Origin of the sequence: Croceitalea sp. P059 (genome assembly GCF_031846365.1) — a bacterium.
GTDB classification, from domain to species: Bacteria; Bacteroidota; Bacteroidia; order Flavobacteriales; family Flavobacteriaceae; genus Croceitalea; species Croceitalea vernalis.
Genome location: NZ_JAVRHW010000003.1, coordinates 1 through 25,000 on the forward strand (window position 1 = coordinate 1; position 25,000 = coordinate 25,000).

The 25,000-nt window shown below is 33.5% G+C and carries 23 protein-coding genes and 1 pseudogene (1 of these 24 cut by a window edge); 11 read left to right on the plus strand and 13 right to left on the minus strand.

Annotation, left to right across the window (positions count from 1 at the left end):
- The 4 genes and pseudogenes from RM542_RS10140 to RM542_RS10155 all read right to left on the minus strand — a co-directional run.
- A pseudogene (locus RM542_RS10140) lies at nucleotides 1-555 on the minus strand (SprB repeat-containing protein); the annotation flags it as partial.
- 250 nt (nucleotides 556-805) lie between these two features.
- Entirely contained in the window at nucleotides 806-2,668 is a 1,863-nt protein-coding gene (yidC, locus tag RM542_RS10145; RefSeq protein ID WP_311385644.1) for a membrane protein insertase YidC, read from the minus strand.
- Between the two features lie 63 nt (nucleotides 2,669-2,731).
- Nucleotides 2,732-4,372, minus strand: a complete 1,641-nt coding sequence (locus RM542_RS10150; protein WP_311385645.1) for a CTP synthase — start codon at nucleotides 4,370-4,372, stop codon at nucleotides 2,732-2,734.
- A 58-nt stretch (nucleotides 4,373-4,430) separates the two neighbouring features.
- On the minus strand, nucleotides 4,431-4,664 hold the full coding sequence (locus RM542_RS10155) for a DUF3820 family protein (RefSeq protein WP_311385646.1): 234 nt from the start codon (nucleotides 4,662-4,664) through the stop codon (nucleotides 4,431-4,433).
- 44 nt (nucleotides 4,665-4,708) lie between these two features.
- Here RM542_RS10155 and RM542_RS10160 point away from each other — a divergent pair, with 44 nt between their 5' ends.
- Together RM542_RS10160 and RM542_RS10165 are read left to right on the plus strand one after the other, a co-directional pair.
- Nucleotides 4,709-5,572: a TIM barrel protein gene (locus tag RM542_RS10160; protein ID WP_311385647.1), complete on the plus strand. Its 864-nt coding sequence runs from the start codon at nucleotides 4,709-4,711 to the stop codon at nucleotides 5,570-5,572.
- 17 nt (nucleotides 5,573-5,589) lie between these two features.
- Nucleotides 5,590-5,826 carry a DUF1059 domain-containing protein gene (locus tag RM542_RS10165; RefSeq protein WP_311385648.1) on the plus strand — a complete coding sequence of 79 codons (237 nt, stop codon included), beginning with the start codon at nucleotides 5,590-5,592 and terminating at the stop codon, nucleotides 5,824-5,826.
- A 7-nt stretch (nucleotides 5,827-5,833) separates the two neighbouring features.
- Here the strand turns inward: RM542_RS10165 and RM542_RS10170 are convergent, their stop codons facing one another.
- From RM542_RS10170 to guaA, 4 genes are read right to left on the minus strand one after another with little or no spacing between them, the layout of a single operon-like run.
- Nucleotides 5,834-6,373, minus strand: coding sequence for a DUF922 domain-containing protein (locus tag RM542_RS10170; protein WP_311385649.1), 540 nt, complete (start codon nucleotides 6,371-6,373; stop codon nucleotides 5,834-5,836).
- Complete coding sequence (locus RM542_RS10175; protein WP_311385650.1) at nucleotides 6,358-6,765, minus strand: OsmC family protein; 408 nt, start codon at nucleotides 6,763-6,765, stop codon at nucleotides 6,358-6,360. Before RM542_RS10175 ends, RM542_RS10170 begins: the two co-directional genes overlap by 16 nt.
- Nucleotides 6,762-8,915: a LysM peptidoglycan-binding domain-containing protein gene (locus RM542_RS10180; protein ID WP_311385651.1), complete on the minus strand. Its 2,154-nt coding sequence runs from the start codon at nucleotides 8,913-8,915 to the stop codon at nucleotides 6,762-6,764. Before RM542_RS10180 ends, RM542_RS10175 begins: the two co-directional genes overlap by 4 nt.
- Nucleotides 8,915-10,447 carry a glutamine-hydrolyzing GMP synthase gene (gene guaA, locus RM542_RS10185; protein ID WP_311385652.1) on the minus strand — a complete coding sequence of 511 codons (1,533 nt, stop codon included), beginning with the start codon at nucleotides 10,445-10,447 and terminating at the stop codon, nucleotides 8,915-8,917. Before guaA ends, RM542_RS10180 begins: the two co-directional genes overlap by 1 nt.
- A 197-nt stretch (nucleotides 10,448-10,644) precedes the next feature.
- Here guaA and pgmB point away from each other — a divergent pair, with 197 nt between their 5' ends.
- Nucleotides 10,645-11,304 carry a beta-phosphoglucomutase gene (gene pgmB / locus RM542_RS10190; protein ID WP_311385653.1) on the plus strand — a complete coding sequence of 220 codons (660 nt, stop codon included), beginning with the start codon at nucleotides 10,645-10,647 and terminating at the stop codon, nucleotides 11,302-11,304.
- 194 nt (nucleotides 11,305-11,498) lie between these two features.
- Nucleotides 11,499-12,044 carry a pyridoxamine 5'-phosphate oxidase family protein gene (locus RM542_RS10195; RefSeq protein WP_311385654.1) on the plus strand — a complete coding sequence of 182 codons (546 nt, stop codon included), beginning with the start codon at nucleotides 11,499-11,501 and terminating at the stop codon, nucleotides 12,042-12,044.
- On the opposite strand, the gene bshC is transcribed toward RM542_RS10195, so the two are convergent.
- Nucleotides 12,033-13,634, minus strand: coding sequence for a bacillithiol biosynthesis cysteine-adding enzyme BshC (bshC, locus tag RM542_RS10200; RefSeq protein WP_311385655.1), 1,602 nt, complete (start codon nucleotides 13,632-13,634; stop codon nucleotides 12,033-12,035). The two genes, RM542_RS10195 and bshC, sit on opposite strands and share 12 nt — an antisense overlap.
- 121 nt (nucleotides 13,635-13,755) lie before the next feature.
- On the opposite strand from bshC, the gene RM542_RS10205 reads away from it, so the two are divergent.
- The 3 genes from RM542_RS10205 (at nucleotide 13,756) to RM542_RS10215 (ending at nucleotide 18,010) form a co-directional block, all read left to right on the plus strand.
- Nucleotides 13,756-16,224 (plus strand): M14 family metallopeptidase, encoded by a 2,469-nt coding sequence (locus RM542_RS10205; RefSeq protein WP_311385656.1) that lies wholly within the window; start codon nucleotides 13,756-13,758, stop codon nucleotides 16,222-16,224.
- An 18-nt stretch (nucleotides 16,225-16,242) separates the two neighbouring features.
- Nucleotides 16,243-16,626: a VOC family protein gene (locus RM542_RS10210; protein ID WP_311385657.1), complete on the plus strand. Its 384-nt coding sequence runs from the start codon at nucleotides 16,243-16,245 to the stop codon at nucleotides 16,624-16,626.
- Between the two features lie 79 nt (nucleotides 16,627-16,705).
- Complete coding sequence (locus tag RM542_RS10215) at nucleotides 16,706-18,010, plus strand: carboxypeptidase-like regulatory domain-containing protein (RefSeq protein WP_409220519.1); 1,305 nt, start codon at nucleotides 16,706-16,708, stop codon at nucleotides 18,008-18,010.
- 44 nt (nucleotides 18,011-18,054) lie between these two features.
- Here RM542_RS10215 and rocD read toward each other — a convergent pair whose 3' ends face one another.
- Entirely contained in the window at nucleotides 18,055-19,332 is a 1,278-nt protein-coding gene (gene rocD / locus RM542_RS10220) for an ornithine--oxo-acid transaminase (RefSeq protein ID WP_311385659.1), read from the minus strand.
- 224 nt (nucleotides 19,333-19,556) lie between these two features.
- On the opposite strand from rocD, the gene RM542_RS10225 reads away from it, so the two are divergent.
- Complete coding sequence (locus tag RM542_RS10225) at nucleotides 19,557-20,729, plus strand: mechanosensitive ion channel (protein ID WP_311385660.1); 1,173 nt, start codon at nucleotides 19,557-19,559, stop codon at nucleotides 20,727-20,729.
- Between the two features lie 68 nt (nucleotides 20,730-20,797).
- Here RM542_RS10225 and RM542_RS10230 read toward each other — a convergent pair whose 3' ends face one another.
- The gene (locus tag RM542_RS10230) at nucleotides 20,798-21,190 is read right to left on the minus strand and encodes a DUF6768 family protein (protein ID WP_311385661.1); all 393 of its coding nucleotides are present in this window, start codon (nucleotides 21,188-21,190) and stop codon (nucleotides 20,798-20,800) included.
- Between the two features lie 4 nt (nucleotides 21,191-21,194).
- Complete coding sequence (locus RM542_RS10235; RefSeq protein WP_311385662.1) at nucleotides 21,195-21,737, minus strand: sigma-70 family RNA polymerase sigma factor; 543 nt, start codon at nucleotides 21,735-21,737, stop codon at nucleotides 21,195-21,197.
- Nucleotides 21,738-21,843: 106 nt separating this feature from the next.
- Between RM542_RS10235 and rlmD the strand changes: the two genes are divergently transcribed.
- From rlmD to RM542_RS10250, 3 genes are read left to right on the plus strand one after another with little or no spacing between them, the layout of a single operon-like run.
- The gene (gene rlmD / locus RM542_RS10240) at nucleotides 21,844-23,259 is read left to right on the plus strand and encodes a 23S rRNA (uracil(1939)-C(5))-methyltransferase RlmD (protein WP_311385663.1); all 1,416 of its coding nucleotides are present in this window, start codon (nucleotides 21,844-21,846) and stop codon (nucleotides 23,257-23,259) included.
- 10 nt (nucleotides 23,260-23,269) lie between these two features.
- Entirely contained in the window at nucleotides 23,270-23,800 is a 531-nt protein-coding gene (locus RM542_RS10245; protein ID WP_311385664.1) for a DUF6452 family protein, read from the plus strand.
- Nucleotides 23,781-24,554, plus strand: coding sequence for a DUF6048 family protein (locus RM542_RS10250; protein WP_311385665.1), 774 nt, complete (start codon nucleotides 23,781-23,783; stop codon nucleotides 24,552-24,554). The genes RM542_RS10245 and RM542_RS10250 overlap by 20 nt, the downstream gene beginning before the upstream one ends.
- Nucleotides 24,555-24,570: 16 nt before the next feature.
- On the opposite strand, the gene RM542_RS10255 is transcribed toward RM542_RS10250, so the two are convergent.
- Nucleotides 24,571-25,000, minus strand: the 3' portion of a protein-coding gene (locus tag RM542_RS10255) for a THUMP domain-containing protein (RefSeq protein WP_311385666.1). It continues 728 nt past the right edge of the window; the window shows 430 of its 1,158 coding nt (coding positions 729-1,158); its start codon lies beyond the right edge, outside the window — the gene reads right to left on this strand; its stop codon occupies nucleotides 24,571-24,573.

Consider the following 25,000-nt stretch of genomic DNA (forward strand, 5'->3'; position numbering starts at 1 on the left):
ATCTCTTGAACAATCGTCGCACGCATCTGGAATACCATCACCATCAGTGTCAATCTTATCGTCACCGCCTTCACAGATATCTTCGCAATCTGAAACGCCGTCATGATCAGCATCAAAACCTTCATCAATTTCTCCATCACCGTCGTTATCAAAGCCATCACATATTTCCTCCGAAGGCTTACACTCAATTGTAACACTACATTCTGTTGAGTTCCCCTGACAATCCTTAACCACTACAGTTCTAACACCAACAGCTAAAGCTATAGCTGTCTTTGTAGTTTCTCCATTATCCCACATGTAGGTAAAAGGAGCGTCTCCCCCAGTTACCATTACTTCTGCAGACCCATTATTTAATCCAACAGTTGAAACATTAAATAAAAGATTGACCTCACAAGTAATACCTGTGAAATCCATGGTCAGGATTTCATCATTTAAATTTTCATAAATCCCGTAATTATTGGGGGTAATTGAATTTGCAGATGAAAAAATAGTTACTAAAAAAAGAGAAAATTGTACAAAATAAAAATTCAAAGATTTAAAAGTAATTTTAATCATAGTAAAAACGGATTATTCGTTATTACCAAGAACATGTGGCGTTCAGATTATAAGTAAGGGGCTTCTCAAAGCTTCTAAGAGCTTAGTAAGATTCTGACAAACTTCTTTCTTTTTTAAAAATAATTGTTAAATATTCAATAATATATCGATAAAGTGTAGCATTTTACCTGCAACTCATCTTTAATTGACTTTTTTAAATAAAAAAAATTCCTCAAAAGAGGAATTTTATCAGTTTATGGTTTACTAATAATTATCTTTTTCCTGACTTTTTTTGTGCTTCAGCTTGTTCCATCATCTCACGCATCTTCTTTTGAAACTTATTCTCTTTTTTAGGCTTTTTCTTATTCTCTTGAATTTGAGCATGGATTTTATCCTCATTCAAAATATAATTTTTAATAGCCAACATGATAAAAATAGTAATGAGGTTAGATATGAAATAATACAAACTCAAACCACTCGCATAGTTGTTAAAGAACACCAACATCATTACCGGTGATAAATACATGATGAATTTCATATTAGGCATACCTGGTTGCTGTTGCATTTGCATACTTTGACCAGTTGTCATCATCATATAAAAGAAAATTGCAATAGATGCCAAGATTGGAAATAGACTTACATGGTCTCCATAAAATGGAATACTAAAAGGGAGATTAAAAATAGTGTCATAAGAACTCAAATCTTCTGCCCATAAAAATGATTTCTGTCTTAAGGCAAAAGAGGTTGGGAAAAACATAAACAACGAATAAAAAATAGGTAGCTGCAATAACGCGGGTATACAACCACTCATAGGGCTCACCCCTGCTTTATTATAAAGCTTCATGGTCTCTTGTTGCTTTTTCATCGCATTGTCCTTTAACCTTTCATTGATTTCCGTTATCTCTGGTTTTAAGACTTTCATCTTTGCTTGCGATAAGTAAGATTTATATGTCACTGGAGATAAAGCCAAACGAACAATAATGGTCATCACCACAATAGCAATACCAAATGGTAAAAAAGAACTTAAAAACGTATAAAAAGGTGTAAAGACAAATCTGTTAATCCAGCCAAAAATTCCCCAACCAAATGGAATCGATTCGACCAGGCCTAAATCTTTATAATCATCTAAAACCTGAATATCTGTGGGACCATAATACCAATGCATATTCTCAGATATTTCACCACCTTGAATATCCAAAGTTGTTTTAGAGGTATATTCTTTGGTAAACTTTTCTTCTTTACTTTCTTCTTCAACTAAATTTTTAGATGTTAAATCAGCAGATTTAAAATGTTCATCAGTTGCCAAAATAGAGCTAAAAAAGTGTTGACGATAAGACAACCATTTAATATCTTCTTCTGTTTCTTCGTCTAACTCACTACTCTCTGAAAGTTTACTGATTTTTTCACCGTCATGATTGTAAGTCAATCTTGTATATCGGTTTTCGTATTGTACACTTTTATTATGACGAATACCTTTTAACTTCCATTCCAAATCTATAGGTTTAGAAGAATTTAAAACTCCGTTTAAACCTTGAGAACGCATGGTAAAATCTACCAAATAGTCGTTAGGTTTCATCTCATAACGAAATTCTAAATATTGGTTAGCAGATACCTTAGCCTTCAACGACAAGACTTGATTTTCTCCACTTTTAGACAATGTTGGTTCAAAGTATAAATCTCTTGAGGACAACACTCGATTATCGCTAGTCGTAAAATTAATTCCAAAATCTGCATTACCGTCTTTTACTAGGTAAACTGGAATTGAATCATAGGTAACAAATTTTTGCATTTTGGCAGTAACAATTTGCCCTCCTTTATTAGCCACTTCTAGAGAAACTAATTCATTTTCAAGCATTGTAGTACCATCTACAGTATTTGTAAAACCAAATGCACCAACTGTACTTTTATAATTGGCAACTGCAGTTGAATCTTGAACATCTAAAACTGGGGTCTCAATAACCATTTCTTCTTTAACCTCTTGAGCCTCATCGTCTACTTCAACCTGTTTTTGTTCCGCTTTTTGAGCTTCTAATTCTTCTGGGGTTGGTTGTTTTAAATACATCCAACCCAATAAAATTCCAAAAATTAGTACAAAGCCTATGATGGATTTGACATCCAGTTTCTTTTCTTCCATGAAAATTATTTAGTAATCTATAACTGCGTTACTAGCTCGCAAATATATATCCAAATGTGCAGTTTATGCCAAACTGGCATTAGTTTGTTGAAGTTTTTGCTCTAAAACCGCCTTAACAAAGCCAACAAATAATGGATGTGGATTTGCTACAGTGCTTTTATATTCAGGATGATATTGTACGCCAACGAACCAAGGATGCGACGGTAACTCTACAATTTCAACTAGATTAGTCTTTTGGTTTATTCCTGATGAAACAAGACCAGCTTTCTCCAAAACTTCTTTGTACGCATTGTTATACTCAAATCGATGGCGGTGCCTTTCAGATATTTCTGTAGCTCCTCCATATATACTTTGAGCTAAACTTCCTGATTTTAATTCACAAGCCCACGCTCCCAATCGCATTGTACCACCTTTATTAGTGATATTTTTTTGTTCTTCCATAAGGTTAATAACTGGGTCTGGAGTATTTTCATCCATCTCAGTAGAATTAGCTTTTTCTAGATTTAGAACATTTCGTGAATATTCAATAACAGCCATTTGCATACCTAAACAAATACCTAAAAATGGAATATTATTTTCACGAGCATATTGTACAGCTAAAATTTTACCCTCGATACCTCGTTCACCAAAACCAGGAGCCACCAATACTCCATCTAACCTGTCCATTTTTTGGGCAACATCTTCTTTTGTAGATAGATATTCAGAATGAATTGATTCTACTTTAATAGCGACTTCATTAGCAGCACCTGCGTGAATAAAGGATTCTAATATGGATTTATAGGAATCTTGCAATTCTACATATTTTCCTATTAGCCCGATGGTTACTTCGCTTTTTGGGTTCTTATGTTTTTGTAAAAATTGTTTCCAATTGGTTAAATCAGGCTCCGTAACATCCGGTAATTCTAATTTCTTTAAAGTAACCGTATCCAAACCTTCTTCTTGCATTAAAAGCGGAACATCATAAATTGTAGATGCATCAATAGATTGAACAACTGCTTCTTTTTTAACGTTACAAAAGAGTGCTAATTTTTCCTTTTTCTCTTCTGAAATCTCATGCTCAGTTCTACAAACTAATATATCTGCTTTGATACCGCTTTCCATTAAGGTTTTAACAGAATGTTGAGTTGGTTTGGTTTTTAACTCACCGGCAGCTGCTAAATAAGGAACCAAGGTCAAGTGAATAACAATGCCGTTATTATCCCCTAATTCCCATAGTAATTGGCGCACTGCTTCAATATATGGCAACGATTCTATATCACCTACCGTCCCGCCAATTTCAGTTATTACGATATCATATTCACCGCTTTTACCTAAGAGCTGAATACGTTCTTTGATTTCGTTAGTGATATGAGGAACCACTTGAACAGTTTTACCTAAAAATTCACCCCTACGTTCTTTCTCAATCACACTTTGATAAATTCTTCCAGTGGTAACATTATTAGCTTGTGAGGTATTTGAATTTAAAAAGCGCTCATAATGTCCTAAATCTAAATCTGTTTCAGCACCATCATCAGTAACATAACATTCACCATGTTCATAAGGATTTAATGTACCAGGGTCTACATTAATATATGGATCTAATTTTTGAATTGTGGTTTTATAACCCCTAGCCTGTAGTAATTTAGCCAAAGATGCGGCAATAATACCTTTACCTAATGAAGATGTTACGCCGCCCGTAACAAAAATGTACTTAGTTTGTGACATGATTGTATCTGTTGTTACGGGGCGTAAAGGTACTAATTATCACAAGAAAATTGAGCTCTTATTTTGGAAATTCTTTTCGAAGTTTTCTAATTATGGGCTCTAATCCATTAGATTTTATGTCTAAAGTAGTTTCTAAATACTCACCTAACTTCCCATTAGGAAAACCTTTTTGTTTAAACCAAACTAAATAAGCAATGGGCAAATCAACCAAGTACCAATCTTTATGTTTACCAAAAGGCATTCTATAATGAGCCATCTCTATCAACTTTCGTTTATCAGGTTTGATTTCCATTTAGTTTTCTAAAGTATTATCTTTCTTGAAGTTAAAATATAATTATGCAACGAAGAAATTTTATTGCCACTGCTGCAATAGGAACAGCAGGTTTAGCAGCTTCAAAAGTAACGGCCAATATTGATGGAAACAATAAAGATTTTGAATTAAAGAATAATATCAATCATAGCGTTTGCAGATGGTGTTTTGACGATATCCCCTGGGATAATTTTCTAGCAACCTTAAACAAATTAGGAATAAAAGCATTGGATCTTACTGGCCCAGAAGATTGGCCACTGATGAAAAAGTATGGAATACATGCATCAATGTGTTGGGGTGCTGAAATAAGCCTTGTAGAAGGGTGGAACGACCCTAAAAATCATGAGGTTTTAATTAAGAATTATACGGAAATGATTCCTAAGGTAGCCGAAGCGGGTTATACTAACCTTATTTGTTTTAGCGGTAACAGAAATGGTATGAATGATTATGTTGGCCTTGAAAATTGTGTTGCTGGTCTTTCCGAAATAATGCCTTTGGCTGAAAAACATAACGTAGTTATTCAAATGGAACTTTTCAACCAAGTTAACCACCCTGATTACATGTGTGATAGCAGCTTATGGGGTGTTGAACTATGCCGACGTTTGGGCAGCGACAATTTTAAATTGCTCTTTGATATTTACCACATGCAAATTCAAGAAGGTGACATTATCAGAACTATAAAAAAATATCACCAATACTTCGGTCATTATCATACTGCTGGGGTACCCGGTCGAAATGAAATTGACGAAACTCAAGAATTGTATTACCCTGCAATAATGAAAGCTATAATTGATACAGGATACGAAGGTTATGTGGCACAAGAATTTATCGCAACTTGGGATGATAAAATAGAAGCGCTAAAAGATGCTTTTCTAAGGTGTGATGTTTAACATAAATTGAACAAATTATGAAAACGATGACTTGTCTGGAACTAGGTGGTGCATGCAATCTAAAATTTACAGGTGAAACTTTCGAAGAAATTGCTGAACTAAGCAAAAAACATGGCATGGAAATGTTTCAAAAAAAAGATGAGGTCCATCTTACCGCCATGAATAAAATGAGAGCTCTAATGGAATCACCCCAAGCGATGCAAGATTGGTTTGAGAAAAAACGTGAAATTTTTAAAAATTTAAAAGAAGATTAATCCTGTCTTATTCTTCAATCTTAGATAAGGCTTCTGAAATTCTGGCATTCCACTCTAATTGTGCTTTGGTATTTCTAGAGAAGTCAGTCTCCCAATCGTATTTATCTTGAAAATCAGAAAGCTCTTTTAATATTTCCTTGTAAATTTTTCTCACTTCTACTTTTACGTTCTCTGTGAAAGAAGTTCGACTCAATATCAAACGCATTTTTCGTGCGTAAAGTTCAGAAATATCAAAATGCAATTGTTCATGACTTAAAACTAAATCATCACAAACATCGGGTTTATACCAAGACTCATTTGGATAAAAATAGGCGTTCACCGAATAGTCTAGTTCCACCTCATGATGCAATAAATTGGCGGAGTATTTATAACTAATACCACTTGCTGTTGTTGCCGCTGGAACCGCATCTGGCGGAATAGTTCCTTTAAAATCATTCCATGACAAACGAGAATCTGAACTCCAAAGCATAGATTCTTCAATCTCTTGTGAGTTACAATGGATACCTATACAAAATAGAATACTTATAAAAATTAACTTTTTGTCCAATTGAAAGTAATTACTTTTTCTATATCTGGGTGCAAACTAAAATGAATAGGACAGTTGTGCCCGGTACGTTCCAGGATTATTCTGTTTTTCTCACTTACGTTTGATGGTAATTCTAAATGAACCTCAATCTTAGAAATCCTTCTTGGGTTTGAAGCCATATGCTTTATTACGGCTGCTGTCGAGCCTGTTAAATCAACATCTAAGTCATTAGCCTTTATACCCATCACCGTAATCATACAGCTTGCCAGTCCAGTTGCAACAGTATCTGTTGGTGAAAAAGCCTGACCTAAACCATGATTATCTATGGGAGCATCAGTAATAATTTCGTTGCCGGAGCGTAAATGAACACATGTTGTTCTTAACTCACCAGTATAAGTCACCTTTGAAGTCATTCAGTATCAATTTGTTTTATTCTTAATTCATCATATTGTAGCAAATATGCAGCCTGATTAAAATAACCAGAGGTCCAATTATTTTTATAATCAAATCCATAACCACTATATTCTGTTCTTCCAATAAGCCCTTCCGTTTCAAATAGATTTTTTTTGTAAGCCAATTTTAACAATAAATCAAAAGTTAAATCAAAACCGCGAATAGCGAAACGGTCCGGAGCATGTCCAAATTTACGTCTGTAGTCTTTTGTAAAATTATCATTGACTTCTTCTCTATATGATGAAGGGAACAAAAATTGTAAATTAGACAAATGAGGTCTTGAAACAGATTCACCTTCAAAAGCACTGTTATAATCTGTCGTAAACATTCTCACCTTAATATCACCACCTTCTTCAACAGGCCCAATAGAAGCATTTAATATAGAGCTTACACTTGTGACTAAATTTGGTTTATTGGTTTCTACAAAAACCCAATTTTCTTCTTGCTCTGAGAGCATTGTTTGAAAATCAACTAAATGTAAAGATCCATCTTCACTCATTTTGGCAACTCTTGCCATTGGAAACCTGCTCAAAATAGAATCTTTGGCAACTTGATGATTTTCATCAGCAATCACAATTAAACTTTCGGTAGTTCTTTTCTTCTCTATATAATTCAAAACACCTTGCCTCATCGTTTGGTCATTTGGCATAGTAAAGAATACGTTATTTAAACTTATTGCGCTATTAGACGCAAAAGGCGCAATGACTGGTATATCATGATGAGATGCTTGCGCAGCAACCTCACCTAATAAACTTGGATCTATAGGTCCAATTATAGCGTCGACATCAATCAACGAAGTTTGTGAAAGTTTCATTTTAAGTGTTTCCAAACTACGTTCCGTATCATGAACAACAACATCAACTGATAAACCCAATTTTTTAATAGAATCTAAAGCAACTAAAGCGCCAGTGTAAAGACCTGCTGCATATCGAATCCCATTACGCTTACTCCTTATTTGGGCCTCTGTTCTTTCCGTATTGTTAAAATCTATTCGATTTAATCTAAATGGTAACAAAAAGACCACTTTAGGCTTTAAATCAACATTGACGCTATCTACTAGATTTATTTTATCTAGGACTAAAGAATTCTTAACCTCTAGAACTTCCCTTTTGTTTTTAGGAAGTTTTAATACCATTCCAGCTTTAAGACCATTTTCAAGTTCAGGGTTTAAAGCAAATAGGGAATCTCTTGCGATTTTTAAGTTTTGTGTTAACCTAAAAATATTTTGCTTGGGTTTTACCTGATAAAAAATATAATTCTCCGTATTAACGATTTCATTCTGCGGTTTGCGTTTAGGCAAACGAAGGGTCATCCCTTCTTTTAAACCACCTATTTCATTAATTTCAGGATTTAGCTTAATTACTGAATCTACTGGAATACCATAATTTTGACTTATTCTAAAAATACCCATTGCCTTAGGTACTATATAAGATTCAAAAAGAACTACTTGTTGTTCTTCAAGGCTGTCTCCTTTAGGCCTAGGGAGTGTAAGCTCTTGACCGACAGCAAGGTAACTTGTATTTTTAGGTAAATCAGGATTAAAAATCAAAAGGCTGTCAATGGTTATGCCATATTTGTTGGCAATACTCCATCGAGTTTCTTTTGGCATTACAGTGTAAGTTTCAAACTCAATATCTTTTTCTTCTTCTTCGATTATCTCAGGATATTTTGGAATTTTTAAAACCATCCCCTTTTTTAATTGCTGAGAATATAAGGCAGAATTATAGCGCTTAATCTGTTCTTCACTAACCTCATATTTTTGGGTTAGGCCGAACAAAGTTTCTTTTTTCTTGACTTTATGACGCTGAAAACCTATGGGTTCAATTTGCTCTTCTAGCGTAGTCTTTTCCTGCTTTGGTTTCTCTTCTTGGGTAATAATACCACCTATTGGAATTACTAAAATTGTATTCGGCGATATCTCATTTGAATTCTTGATTTCCGTATTTTGCTGTAAAATAGCATAAGGAGTAACTCGATATTGTTTGGCAATACTATATAAAGTTTCGCCTTCTTTAACCTTATGGGTTGCATACTTTGTTTGACCAAAAGTCAAAAAAGAAAACAAAAAAAGTAGTAACCCTAAATAGGTTTTCTTAGTGTAATTTTTCATTATTCCCATTCTATTGTTGCAGGGGGTTTAGAACTAATATCGTATACTACTCTGTTAACTCCCTTTACTTTATTAATAATATCATTAGATATCTTTTGTAAAAACTCATAGGGTAAATTTACCCAATCTGCTGTCATCCCGTCTGTACTTTCAACAGCTCTTAAGGCAACGCATTTCTCATAAGTTCGTTCATCACCCATGACCCCTACACTATTTACGGGTAAAAGCATCGCTCCGGCCTGCCAAACCTTGTCATATAGGCCGCTTTTTTTCAAACCATCAATAAAAATAGCATCTACCTCTTGTAATATAGACACTTTTTCTGCGGTTATGTCACCTAATATTCGAATTGCAAGCCCAGGCCCGGGGAAAGGGTGTCTTCCTAAAATGGAACCATCCATACCCATACTTTTACCTACTCTTCTTACCTCATCTTTAAACAACATTTTTAAAGGCTCAACTATTTTTAACTTCATATAATCTGGCAATCCACCCACATTATGATGACTTTTTATAGTTGCTGATGGTCCTCCAGTTGCTGAAACAGATTCAATCACATCAGGATATATTGTACCCTGCGCTAACCAAGTGGCGTTTTCTACTAATTGAGATTCATCATCAAAAACCTCAATAAAAACCCTACCAATTGCTTTTCTCTTTTTTTCTGGGTCAGACTCTCCTGCTAGAGCATCCAAAAAACGTGCCGAAGCATCTACACCCTTAACATTGAGCCCCATGCCCTTATATTGTTCTAATACGCTAGAAAACTCATTCTTACGCAGAAGACCATTATTTACAAAAATGCAATGAAGCTGACTACCAATTGCTTTATGCAACAACATGGCAGCTACACTAGAATCTACTCCACCTGAAAGGCCTAAAATCACCCTTTCGTCACCAATCTGTTCTTTTAAACTTGCTACTGTGGTATCAACAAAAGCATCCGGAGTCCAATCTTGTTCTAAACCTGCTATTTTAACTAAAAAGTTTTCGAGCACCGTTTTACCGTCAGTAGAGTGATATACTTCTGGATGAAATTGAATACCATATGTTTCTTCTCCGTTAAATTTAAAAGCAGCATTTTCTACATCATGTGTACTTGCTAAAAGAGTAGTATTCTCTGGGAGTTTTTTAATCGTATCCGCATGACTCATCCATACCTGGCTATTGGTATTTACATTAGTTAAAAAAGTAGTTGCCGAAACTACATGCGACAAATTAGCTCTACCATATTCTCTAGTATTAGATTTTTCAACGCTACCGCCATTGAAATGAGCTAAATATTGTGCTCCATAACAAATACCTAATAATGGCTTCTTACCTTTTATCTCGGATAAATCTGGGTGCGGAGCATCTTCGGTTCTAACGGAATGAGGTGAACCAGATAGAATTACCGCCTTATAAGCAGATACATCTTTTGGAGGGTTATTAAAGGGCTTTATTTCGGAGTATATATTCAGCTCTCGAACTCTTCTGGCAATGAGTTGAGTGTATTGCGAGCCGAAGTCTAGAATTAGAACTTTGTTTTGCATGGGCAAAAATAGCAATTTGATGCAGTTGCAAAACTAACTTTGAATGAATATTTATAACATCTTATCGAAAAGTTTTAAAGACAATTAAATTCATGCGTTCAAATAAAAAGATTTGCACTAACCTTGTTGAACTATTTCTACAGATTAATAAATAAATTTGTTAGCTAGATTTTTAGTTACTTAAACCAATTGAATAAATGATTAAAGGATTTATTTTTGATTTAGATGGTGTTATCACCGATACAGCAGAACTTCATTTCTTGGCTTGGAAAAAACTAGCGGATGAGATGAGCTGGTTATTTAATAGAGAAGTAAACGAAAAATTACGTGGTGTGTCTAGAATGGACTCAATAAACATTATAAGAGAACATAATAATGCTACTGTAGATGAACATAAACTACTAGAATTAGCGGCTATGAAAAATGATATTTACGTCGCTAGTCTTGACACTATGACTGAGGATGATTACTTACCTGGAGCAAGAGAACTGTTAACACATTTAAGACAAGAAGGTTTTTTAGTTGCCTTAGGAAGTGCTAGTAAGAACTCTACTAAGGTTCTAAAACAACTGGATGCCACCAAATATTTTGATGTTATTGGTGATGGCAATAGTGTTTCGAAAAGTAAGCCAGCTCCAGATATTTTCTTATTTGGTGCGGATAAACTAGGCCTTAAACCAGAGGAATGCATTGTTTATGAAGATGCAGAAGCAGGTGTGGATGCAGCTAATACAGGTGGTTTTTATTCCGTGGGAATAGGACCTGAGGAACGAGTTGGTTATGCTGATTTGAGATTCGATAGCATGAAAGAAGCCACCCTATTTGCGGTGAAGAACCATTTTGAGGAGTTGTTTTAAGCTAAAAAAAATAAAAGCCCCGGGAACCACTCCGGGGCTTTAAAAGTAAAATCAAAACCAACCTAAACACATGAATTAACTAATTCATAATTTTAAAAGGTCAAAAAACCTTTTCATAACAATTTGTACTTAAAACAACTCACATAATAAAAACCCTACCTAATTTTTCTTTTATTTTGAAAAAAATATAAATCATGTTCAATTCTTTTTTACAAGAAATAGAATCAGAGCTTAAAAAAGGTTGTTCAGAATTTGGTCACCCCTTTAAAACACTGACCTTAGCTACACTTGATAAGAATCAATTACCACAGCAACGTATCGTCGTACTAAGAAAAATTAATTCAGAATTAAAATTGACTTTTTTTACCGATTTACGTTCTAAAAAAGTGAAACAAATTAAGAACAATGAACAAGTCAGTGCTCACTTTTACCACGTGGAGAAAAAACTACAATTGGTTTTTAGGGCTACAGCCCAGTTAGAGCAAGATGAAGAAAGCCTTCAAAATCTTTGGCAGCAAGTTAGAATCAGAAATCAAAAAGATTATACCACCAACTTGGCCCCAGGTTCCATTATTCAACAACCAGATAATATTGAATACTTAAACCAACAAAACTATTTTGGGGTTGTTCATTTAATACCTCAAAAGATAGAATACTTAAAATTGAACCAACCTCAGCACTTGAGAATTTTATTTAAGAAAAAAGAAAGCAATTGGAATGGTCAATTCTTAGTCCCTTAAAATTAAAAACTCGTTAATTAATGGATTAAGTGCTTCTTTTAATGACGGAATCAGTGATTGCCCATATTCTAAGTACAATTCTGAAAAATTAAGCTGGCGTTCTTGCAAGGAATGATTAGGAAATAACTCATTCTGAATTGCAGTCATTCTAGTAACTTGATCTTTTAATTTTCTTTTTTGAGCTTTCAAAAGTCTTTTTTCTAAAGCATCGAGTCCATTTTTCTGTTTCAATTCCTGAGCTTTAACCGCACCTAAAAAAGATTTGTCGGTTTGTTCAGCCAGTTCGTACATGTTTTTGAACTGCTCCTCCAACAGTTTTTTCTGGGGTGAAAAATCTATATCAATATTTGATATTGCTCTAATCTTTTTATTAATAAGCGTAGTTTGCTTTAAAAATAGATTCTCAATTTCAAGTTCGAGTTTCTGAATTTTTGTTGCTTGTTTGTCTGAAATTATCAATGCCGAATTTCGCAGTAATAACATTGGAAAGGTTATGTTAAGTTCTTGAAAGTAATCTTTGAGTTCTAGCCAATACGCCAACTCTCCTCCACCTCCGATATAGCATAGGTTTGGCAAGATAACTTCTTGATATAATGGTCGAGCTATTACATTTGGTGAAAACCTTTCAGGATAGGTTTCGAGCTCATTTATGAGTTCTTCTTTAGTAAACCTAATGTCAGTATCGTTAATCAAATAACTCCCATTGTTTTCAACAATTCGCTCACGAAGGTTTTCTTTTAGATAAAAATAATTGATTTCTCTTGGGTTTACTTGGATTTTATAATCCTCAGATACATTTGATAAAAACTTGTTTGTTGCTGTTACCTTGTTGTAAGGAATTTGTTCAAAAACATCTTTTTTAACAAAAGGAATTAAAAGACGCTTTAGATTCTTATCATCTCCATCAACAATTACTAAGCCTTGATCACCAAAAAATTCATTGGCCAAAAACCTAGTAGCATCTGCCAAATTCATTTGTTCTAAGTAGGCCTGCTTAAAAACTTTCTTTAAATCTTGGGCGTTTGAGGAATCACCAAACTGGGCAGAAATAACATCATAAACCTCTTTTAATCCTTTCGTATTCAATCTACCAACAGCTCCTTTGGTGTTAATGTTCCATTGTACTTTCTTTCCATTAAAATTAAAATAATTAATCTCATCAAAATCATGATCCTCTGTTGCCATCCAGTATACGGGAACAAAATTATAACTAGGATATTCGGTTTTCAATCGTTCCGTAAGATTTATTGTAGAAATAATCTTAAATAAAAAATAGAGTGGACCTGTAAATAAATTTAGCTGATGCCCAGTTACAACAGTAAAAGTGTTCCCTTGTGACAAAAGATTCAAATTATTTTCTGTTAGGTCAGAAATTTGAAAGTCATCATATTGGTTTTTTAAAGAATTAACCAAAACTGTTCGGCTTCTTAAATCGTAGGTTTTACTTTTTTCTTTAAGCTGGTTGTCAAAATTATCAATGGCCGGATAACGATTGAAAAAAGGCTTTAATTCCTCTTTTTCATCTAAATAATCACAAATAAGTTTTGAAAAATATCCGGTTTTCCGAAAAGGTATACTGTCTACTTGCATCAAAAATCAAAAATGTGCTTAAAGATAAGCTACTTAGCGATTACCCTTCCTAAAAATTCGTTAATTACATAAACACAAAATTTATCATTAGCTTTATGTTTACCAAGAAACCAAACTACATATGACTCGATTTTTACTTTTAATTGTATTTTTTATTTCTGTTATTTTAACAGCGCAAGACATTCAATCCCCATCTGAATTTCACGGGTACGAATTAGGAACACAGTTCACAAGACATTACGAAGTTGTAGATTATTATGAGTATCTAGCTGAGACGGACAAGGCTCGAGTTAAACTCATCGAGTATGGTCAAACAAATGAAAGAAGACCTCTTTTATTAGCATTCATTTCCTCTGCTGAAAATATGCGAAATCTAGATGCGATTCGTGAAGAACATTTAAAAGCAACAAAAGGTGAAGGAAACCCTGATAAAGCAATTGTATGGTTAAGCTACAACGTTCATGGCAATGAAAGTGTAAGCACCGAAGCATCAATGCAAACCATTTACGAATTATTAACCATTAAAAGTGATTATTTAGAAAACACAATAATTATAATAGACCCATGTATTAACCCTGATGGTCGAGATAGATATAGCAATTGGTACAATCAATACAAAAACACACCAAATCAAGTTGATCCAAATAGTAAAGAACACAATGAAGGTTGGTGGAGTGGTCGTAGCAATCATTATATGTTCGATTTAAATAGAGATTGGGCTTGGTTAACTCAGGTTGAAAGTCAACACAGACTAAAAGTTTATAACAAGTGGTTACCTCACATACATGTCGATTTTCATGAACAAGGCATGAACGATCCTTATTATTTTGCTCCAGCAGCTCAACCTTATCATGAAGTCATTACTGATTTTCAGGTTGATTTTCAAAAAACTATAGGAAAAAACCACGCTAAATATTTTGATGCTAATGGTTGGTTTTATTTCACCAAGGAGCGTTTTGACTTGTTTTACCCCAGCTATGGCGACACTTATCCTACGTATAATGGAGCAATCGGCATGACTTATGAGCAAGGTGGTAGCGGAAGAGCTGGCTTAGGTGTAATAACAAGAAATGGCGACACATTAACTCTTAAAGATAGAATTGATCATCATCATACCACTGGACTTTCTACCATTGAAGTGGCAACAAATAATATAGAAAAGCTTAACTCTGAATTTAAGAAGTTTTACCAAAATAAGCGTTTTAAATATAAGAGCTATGTTCTTAATGGCAACGCAGATAATTTAATGGCCTTGGGAAAACTTCTTAAAAAACATGAAATTCATTTTGGAATGGCTGCTAAGGGAACGGTAAAAGGATTTAATTATCAAACTGGCAAACCTGGAGTTTTAAAGGTAGATGAAAATTCAATAGTGGTTTCCACAAATCAAACTAAAGGAACCATGGTAAAGGTATTATTTGAGCCTAATGCTAAATTAAGTGATTCTTTAACTTATGATATTACGGCTTGGTCCTTGCCATATGCATATGGCTTGAATGCTCTAGCATCAGAAAACGAAGTTTCTATTGCTGCAAAAGTAAATGAAAATAACTCTTTTTTTGAAGGTGATACTTCAGGACCATTTAGTAATAATGATTATGCCTATGTTACTGATTGGAATAGTATGAAGGATGCTAGGTTTTTAACTGATTTACTTCAAAATAATGTTACTGTTAAAACGACTTATTCTCCATTCACATTAGAGGGGAAAAAATTTAAAAGAGGTAGTCTTATTATTACCAGAGCGGATAATAAAAAAATAAAGGCATTTACCGACACTTTAAAGAAAATAGCACAAGAACATGGAAAGTCTTTAAATACTGTAAGTACGGGTTTTGTAGATTCTGGAAAAGATTTTGGCTCTTCTTATATCCAAAAAATCAAGCAACCTAAAGTTGCCATCCTCTCTGGTGGTCCGACTTCAACTTTACGTTTTGGGGAAGTTTGGCACTACTTTGAGCAGCAACTAAAATATCCTATATCCATTCTAGATGTAGCCTATATTGATAATGTCGATTTGGTTAATTATGATATTTTTATTTTACCTGATGGTAGGTATTCAAGTTATTTTACCAAGGAAAAATTGAAAAATTTGAAATCTTGGGTACGAGGTGGAGGAAAATTAATAGCTATTGGAGGTTCCATTAAAGGAATTGATGGTGATAATGGTTTTGGCATTAAAACAAAGGACTTAGAAAAAGGTGCAAAGGATGGGGTTCCTATGCCCTATGAAAATACTCAGCGTGAAAGAATGAAGAATGCCATCACAGGGGCAATTTTTAAAGCAAAAGTAGATATTACTAATCCCTTAGCTTATGGTTATAATTCCGAATACTTTTCCTTGAAATTGGGTAACGATGCATTCCAATATTTAAATAGTGGTAACGCCGTGTATTTAGAAGATAATACCAAACCGGTTTCAGGTTTTGCTGGTAGTGAGGCACAGAAAAAAATAAAGCAAACATTAGTTTTTGGGATAGAAGAACATGGAAGAGGGCAAGTTATTTATTTGGTAGACAATCCATTATTTCGTGGGTTTTGGGAAAATGGAAAACTATTCTTTGCCAATGCGTTATTTATGGTGAACTAACAAACAGCAAATATTAAGATGCTCAAAGGAATTCATCATATCGCCATAATCTGTTCTAATTATGAGCTTTCAAAGCAATTTTATACAAATATTCTTGGATTAAAAATAATCAATGAAACTTATAGAGAACAGCGAGACTCGTACAAATTAGATTTGGCCCTAAATGAAGAATACATTATCGAACTATTCTCATTCCCAAATCCTCCAAAAAGAACTTCAAGACCTGAAGGCTGTGGTCTTCGACACTTGGCGTTTAAAGTTGAAAATATTGAACGAGTAATTCAAAACTTAAATTCAAATAAAGTTGTAACTGAACCTATTCGAATTGATGAATTGACAAATAAAAAATTTACTTTCTTCAGTGACCCTGATGATTTGCCAATCGAGATTTATGAATTTTAGTCAAAATAGGGCTGATTTCTTGGTTTTTTAACATAGAAATACATGTATTTCATATAATTTTAAAAGAATTACTTGTTTTATGATGTTATCCAAGAAAAGAAATTTCGTGTCAAAGTCAACCTTACTTATTTTTTTAACAGCGCTTATCGTTAGCTCCAATGTTTTTGCATTTCAAGAAACTCAAAATAGTTTTAAGCAATACAAAGGAAAAGTAATTGAAAAGAATTCAAATAAACAATTGGTTTTTGCAACAGTAGCCTTAGAAGAAACCAATATTTCAACCATTTCAAATACAGAAGGTGAATTTTTGCTTAAAGTTCCTTCTGCAATTAAAGAGGGTATAGTTTCTTTTTCTTTCCTAGGCCATACGACAAAAAAGATTTCTTTAGGTGATCTCAATGCTGATAACAATAAAATAGAACTAGAAATTTCTGTAACCCAATTAGAAGAAGTTAACGTAAATGTCCCAAAAGATGCTGAGGCGTTAGTGCGTGAGGTACTTAATAAAAAAGGTGAAAATTATTTCGATAATCAAACGTTAATGACCGCCTTTTATAGAGAAACCATTAAAAAGCGAAGACGTAATGTATCACTATCTGAGGCGGTTGTTAATATTTATAAGTCATCTTATACATCTAGTAAAAAAGACGCTGTTCAATTATTTAAGGCCAGAAAGAGTACTGATTACAGTAAATTAGATACCGTAGCATTAAAGTTACAAGGTGGACCATTTAATACGCTTTATGTAGATATTATTAAATACCCTGAATACATATTTGCCGATGAAACTATAGATGAATATATTTTTAGCTTTGACCGGTCTACATTTATAAATGACCGTCAAATTTATATTATTGATTTCAAACAACTTCCGAGTATAAGAGAACCATTATACTACGGAAAACTATACATAGATGTAGAGAATAAAACTCTCAAGAGTGCTGTTTATCAATTGAATATCACAAACCGTGAACTAGCTTCAAGACTATTTGTTAGAAAAAAACCTGCAAACGTAGATGTTTGGCCCACGGAAATAGCATATCGAGTAGATTATAGAAATAAAAATGGCAAATGGTATTATGGTTATAGTAATGTTCTTTTAGAATTTAAAGTAGATTGGGATGATAAACTGTTCAACTCAGTTTATAGCATGACTGCAGAAATGGCCGTTACCGACTGGAAAAGTAATAGTGAAGGTGCAACCTTGAAGCCTAAAGAAAAAATAAAAAAATCAATAATCCTAAGTGATGAAGCTATTGGTTTTTCTGACCCCGATTTTTGGGGAGAATATAATATTATAGAACCCGAAAAATCAATTGAATCAGCAATCAGAAAAATTCAGCGTCAATTAAAAAGAGATGATAAAAATGGAGCATCTAAATAAAAGAGAAAATTCTTAAAATGAAAAATCCCCTTTCGGGGATTTTTTTATGCTTCATATGCTAGAATAGTCCTTCGGATAATTGAAATACATTCTAGAAGTTGTTCCTCCGTCATAACCAATGGTGGAGCAAAACGGATGATATTGCCATGAGTAGGCTTTGCTAAAAGACCATTTTCTTTTAAAGCGACACATATGTTCCATGCCGTGGAGCTTTCTTCAGTATCGTTAATAACAATGGCATTTAATAGCCCTTTACCACGAACCAAGCTAACCAAGGAACTATCTTGAATAAGTTTATTCATTTCAGAACGAAACAATTCACCAAGTTTAAATGCATTTTCTGCAAGTTGCTCTTCTTTAACTACCTCTAGTGCGGCCATTGCTACAGCACAAGCCAATGGATTTCCTCCAAAAGTTGAGCCGTGATTACCTGGTTTAATTACTTCCATAATGTCGTCATTGGCCAGTACCGCTGAAACTGGGAAAACTCCGCCAGAAATAGCCTTACCCAAAATCAGAATATCAGGCTTTACATCTGGAACACCAGAACAATTTTTATCAGAACAAGAACAATTACCACAAGTCGCTAATAAACGACCAGTTCTTGCAATACCAGTTTGAACTTCATCAGCTATAAGAAGAACATTCTTTGATTTACATAAATCAAGGGCATCTTTAATATAATTTTCTTCTGGCACAAAAACACCAGCTTCACCTTGAATTGGCTCAACTAAAAATGCAGCCACATTTTCATCTTTTAAAGCCTCGTTCAAAGCGCTGATATCATTATAATTAATTGAAATAATACCAGGGGTAAAAGGACCAAAATTTTCAGTTGCAACCGGATCATTGGAGGCTGAAATAATTGAAATAGTTCGACCGTGAAAATTATTTTGACATACAATAATCTTTGCTTGATTAGCAGGAATTCCTTTTTTCTCATAGCCCCATTTTCGAGCTAACTTTAAAGCGGTTTCCACAGCTTCAGCACCAGTATTCATTGGTAAAAGTTTATCAAAGCCAAAAAACTCTGTAGCATACTTTTCAAAGGCGCCTAACAAATCATTATAAAATGCTCTAGATGTTAAGGTTAACTTCTCTGCTTGATTTTGAAGTGCAGAAATAATTTTTGGGTGGCAGTGTCCTTGATTCACTGCCGAATATGCTGAAAGAAAGTCATAATACTTTTTACCTTCAACATCCCATACATAAACGCCCTCACCTTTACTTAATACTACCGGTAAAGGGTGATAGTTATGTGCCCCGTACTTGTTTTCTAAATCTATCGCTTGTTGCGATGTTAATTGTTCTAAAACAGCCATTTTAAATAGTGTTTAAAATTTATAAAATAACCATTCCTGCGATACCTTTATCCTTTCGAAGAGTCGAAAATTCAGCGTGGGAGAGAAATCATCCCTAGTAGAGCTACAAAAATAAAAAATATTTCAAGACCCAAAGGTCTAGTTGTTTTTAAAAAATAGAATTGTGACTTAATCAAAAAAAAGGGTTCACAATAAAACACTAATCTTTTTTAAAAACTATAAAAATGGAATATTTAGAAAACATGATGAGCAGCATTACAGGCTCTGTGGGCGATTTTTTACCCGCAACAATTGGAGCAATACTAATTCTCGTAATTGGTTGGTTTGTAGCCGGTATTTTAAAAAGACTTACTACAAAATTAATAAAACGAACAGGGGTTGACGATAAAATGAAAAGCGATAAAATTACGCTCTCAAAGTTTATTGGAAAACTAATCTACTTTTTGGTAATGATATTTGTTTTTATGCTCGCTTTAGAAAAACTAGGCATGCAAAGTGTTTTAGATCCAGTTAAAAATTTACTTGATGGCTTCTTAGCATTTATACCAAATATTATTGGAGCTGGTTTAGTTGGCTATATTGGATATATGCTAGCAACGGTAGTTTCAGAGTTAGTTGGCATGTCCGGTGATACAATTCAAAAGTTTGTTCCCAAATTAGGTATGTCAGAAGGATTTGATATTGTTGGCATTTTAAAGAAAGTTGTTTTTATTTTCATATTTATCCCTTTACTGATTTCGGCATTGAATATTTTAAATATGGATGCTATTTCTGTACCAGCAACTTCAATTCTAACTCAATTTTTTGATGCAATACCAAAAGTGCTTTTAGCTGCATTTATTCTTATCCTTTTTGTTTTAGGAGGGCGTTTCTTATCTCAAATGATAAAAGATATTTTAAGTAAAATGAACTTAAATGGTATAATGGCAAAAATGCACCTTGATAATATGATTGGGAATACCAACATCGCAAATGTGATTGCTAATATTGTCTATTTCTTCATCATTATTTTTGGACTATTAACAGCTATAGAAAAATTAGAATTTGCACAACTTACTGATGTTTTAAATACCATTACCAATTTATCTGGTAAAATTCTATTTGGTCTTGTTATTATCATGATAGGTAATTGGGTTTCAGTTTTAGCAAAAAATGCCTTTTCTAAAAATGAAAAAAATGGTTTTGTAGCTTCAATAATAAGAACAGCTATTCTAGCCATCTTTTTAGCCATGGGTCTTAAGACTATGGGCATGGCTGACGATATTATCAATTTAGCATTTGGTATAACCCTTGGCACTATTGCTATAACTGTTGCGCTTTCTTTTGGATTGGGTGGCAGACCGGCTGCTGGCAAACAGATGGAAAAAATATTGAACAAGTTTAATAACAAAAATTAATCTTGTATAACAATTTCCCCAAATTGATATTTACATTTTGTTTTGTTGTTACTGTGAAGACCCCAGCTTTAGTTGGGGTCTTTTTGTTTACCTGTTAAAACTGAAACCTGTAGTTCTAAACGTTTAAGTTCTCGTAGGATATCATTCTTATCCATTTGCATCCAAACATAAAGCTTAATAAAAGCCATAAATGACCAACATATTATTCCGGCAGCCGTCCACTTAATAAGCTCATTGGTTTCTGAAACATTGAAAAATTGAACCAAACAATAAACAAAAAGAACAAGAAATATAAGGTTCATTACATTCATAAAAATTACAAGCCATCCTGTTTTACCACGGAAAGTTTCTCCAATCTTGCCAAAGAGGTTCTGTTCTTCAAGTTCATCATAAAACTTGGCTTCTTCTTTACCAAGCGCTTCCTTTATTAGTTCATCTATTTTTTCTAAATCTTTACTCATACTCTTATTTTTTAATTAATAATTTCAATTTCTCCCTTGCCCTAAAAAGGCGAGTCTTAATGGTATTAACAGTGACTCCAGTTATTTTACTGATATCTTTCATACTATATTCTTCTAAGTAAAATAATTGGAGTACTATTCGTTGTTCTAGCGGAAGGGCTTTTAAAGCGATTAATACAGAATTAATTTTATCTTCTTTTGAGACAGTTTCATAAATATCGCTGCAACTGTCATCTAATTCTTGATGATATGAAACCTTGATATATTTCTTATTACTTTTTAAATAATCTAAAGCCTTTCTATTTGCTATGGTCATTACCCAACTTCCAAACTCGTTCGCATCTCTTAACATATGAATTTTACCTAATACAGTTCGCCAAGTATCCTGTGTAACATCTTGAGCTAAATCCCAATCGTTAGTATATCTAAAGGCCTGAACACATATCTTCTTATTCCAGCGTTTAAATAATAATGTTAAGGCCTTCTTATCACCTCTTTGAAAAGATAATACAAGTAATGAATCTAATATTTTAGTCGGATGAGCCATATATTCTATAATATAGACTAAATGATATCAAAAAGGTTCCCATCAATTAAAGAATTCCTTCTTCATTTTGGATTAGAAAACATTAAAAAACTACTTACTTTTGCGCATGCGAAAAAAGAATAAAAGGCAAATATTTGAGCAAATTGAAGTACTTGATGCAGGTGCAAAAGGGAAAACTATTGCCAAAGCGCCTGATGGTCGGGTAATATTCTTAACCAATACTGTACCTGGTGATATTGTGGATATTCAAACCACAAAAAAACGTAAAGCTTATTTTGAAGGCATAGCTACAAATTTTCATAAACTTTCTGATAAAAGAACGGAACCTGTATGTGAGCATTTTGGTGTTTGTGGTGGGTGTAAATGGCAACATATGTCATACGAGCATCAATTATTCTATAAACAACAAGAAGTAGAGAATAATCTTACCCGAATTGGTCATATTACATTACCCAAACCTTTACCAATTTTAGGTTCTAAAGAACAGTACTTCTATCGCAATAAGATGGAATTTTCTTTTTCAGATTGCCGTTGGTTGACTTTAGATGAAATCAATTCAGATTTAGAAATTAAGGATAAAAATGCGCTTGGTTTTCATATTCCAGGAATGTGGGATAAAATTTTAGATGTTAAAAAATGTCATTTACAAGAAGAACCATCTAATACTATTAGACTGGAAGTTAAATCATTTGCTGAAGTAAATGGTATGCAATTTTTCAATCCTAGAAGAAAAGAAGGTTTACTTCGTACAATGATGATTAGGACATCATCTATTGGAGAAATAATGGTGGTTATTCAATTTTATGATAACGATTTTGAAAAAAGAGAATTATTATTAAATCACCTTCAAAGTACTTTTCCTGAAATTACTTCCTTACAATATTTAATCAATCAAAAACAGAATGATAGTTTTTACGATCAGGAAATAATATGTCATTCAGGGAGAGATCATATTTTTGAAGAAATGGAAGGTCTTAAGTTTAAGATTAACGCAAAATCCTTTTATCAAACTAATTCTGTACAAGCCTATGAATTGTATAAAATAACAAGAGATTTTGCTAATCTTTCTGGTAAAGAGTTGGTATATGACTTATATACCGGCACGGGCACAATTGCTCAATTTATTGCAAAAAAAGCAAAAAAAGTTGTTGGTATTGAATCTGTGCCAGAAGCCATTGAAGATGCAAAAACAAATGCCGCTCATAATAAAATTAGAAATGTAGATTTTTTTGTAGGTGATATGAAAACTGTTTTTGACAATGATTTTGTTACCAAACATGGACAACCTGATTTAATTATTACAGACCCACCAAGAGATGGAATGCATAAATTAGTTGTTGAACAATTGTTAAAAGTGATGCCAGACAAAATAGTTTATGTAAGTTGCAATAGCGCTACACAAGCAAGAGATTTGGCCTTATTAAATGAAGAATATGAGGTTACAAAAACTCAAGCTGTAGACATGTTCCCGCAAACTCATCATGTTGAAAATGTTGTACTTTTAACCCGACGGTTTGCATAGCAAAAGAAGAATGAAAAAAATATTATCAGCCCTATCTATTATAACTGTTATACTTTACTTCAGCTCATGCGAAAAGGATGATATTTGTGTAGAAGGCGATACTCCGTTTTTAGTAATAGGGTTTTATGATGCGGATGATGAGGATACTACTGTTTTTAAAACAGTCTCATCACTAAGAATTAGAGGTATTGACAATGATAGTATTTATTCGTCTGATACTTTTTCTGACCGTTCGAGTGTTTCAGATTCTATCCTAATCCCCTTACGACTTGATAATACAACAACCCAATTCGAGTTTATAAGCAATTCTGCAACCGATGACGCTACAGAATTAGAAACCGGCATAATAGATACCTTATCTTTTAATTATGAAGTAGGTGAAGAATATGTTTCAAGAGCCTGTGGTTTTGTTGGGAATTTTAATGAATTAGATACTACAAGACAAGTTTTTAGTAGTGATTGGATTAAGAGAATAACGATTTTGGAATCAGATATTGATCTAGAAAAATCAAATACCATTCATGTTAAGATATTTCATTAGTATAATTTTTATTTTTATTGGTTGGTCATTAGGGCTTGCACAAGAAAGTAACAACTCAGAAGATGAGGTCAAAGATTCATTAGGCTATGACCAAAAATATGGTCTTAGAGTTGGAATAGATTTAAGCAGGCCAACACTTTCTTTTTTGATTGATGGTTATACTGGTTTTGAGATAGTAGGTGATTATCGACTAACTGAAGATTTATACCTCGCCGTAGAATTAGGAAATGAAGAGAAAACACAAAATGAAGACGTTGCACAGTCTATTTTATATGATTATACCACATCGGGAAGCTATATTAAATTAGGAGTTGACAAAAACACCTATCAGAATTGGTTTGGAATGAATAATCAAATTACCATTGGAGGTAGATATGCGTACAGTTCTTTTAGTCAAACCTTGAACAATTTTTCATATTTTGATAGCAATCGTTTTTTTAGTCCTGACGGTTTTGTGTTAGGAAGTAATGACCCAATTGAATTTAATAATTTAAATGCGTCTTGGCTTGAATTTGTATTAGGGTTAAAGGCCGAATTATTTTCTAATATATATGTTGGTATGAGCGTAAGACTTGCAAGGTTAGTTAGTAATAATGATCCAGATAATTTTAGAAATTTGTGGATTCCTGGTTTTAACAAAGTTACTGATGAGAGCAACTGGGGTATAGGATTTAATTATTCCTTGTCGTATTTTTTGCCGTTATATAAAAAAGCCAAGAAGAAAAAGAAAAAAGATTCTGAGTCACTAGAATAATTCTCAATTCTAGTCATCAATTAATATATTTTCCCTTCTTACTGCCTTCATAAAGCTCATACATCACTAATCTCGATTCCAACTTACCATTAAAAACTTTAATTTTTCTTGAAGGTCTTAGTCCAACATGTTTAAGCGCACCCAAATTAGATGTAATAAACCACGCTTTCGTTCCTGCATAGTCTTGCTTCAGGGTATCTCCAATTTTACTGTAGAATTCATCTACATCAATATTTAAACGTTCGCCATATGGTGGATTAAAAACAATATGAAGTTCATTTTCGACTGGTTTTAGGGTTCTAAAAAAATCTTTTCTTTCAATTGAAATATATTCAACTAGGTTGGCGTTTTCGACATTTTCTTGTGCTTTTCTCACGGCGGAAGGTGCTTTGTCAAAACCAATAATTTTATGATGAAACTCTCTAGTCTGATTCAATCTAGACGAT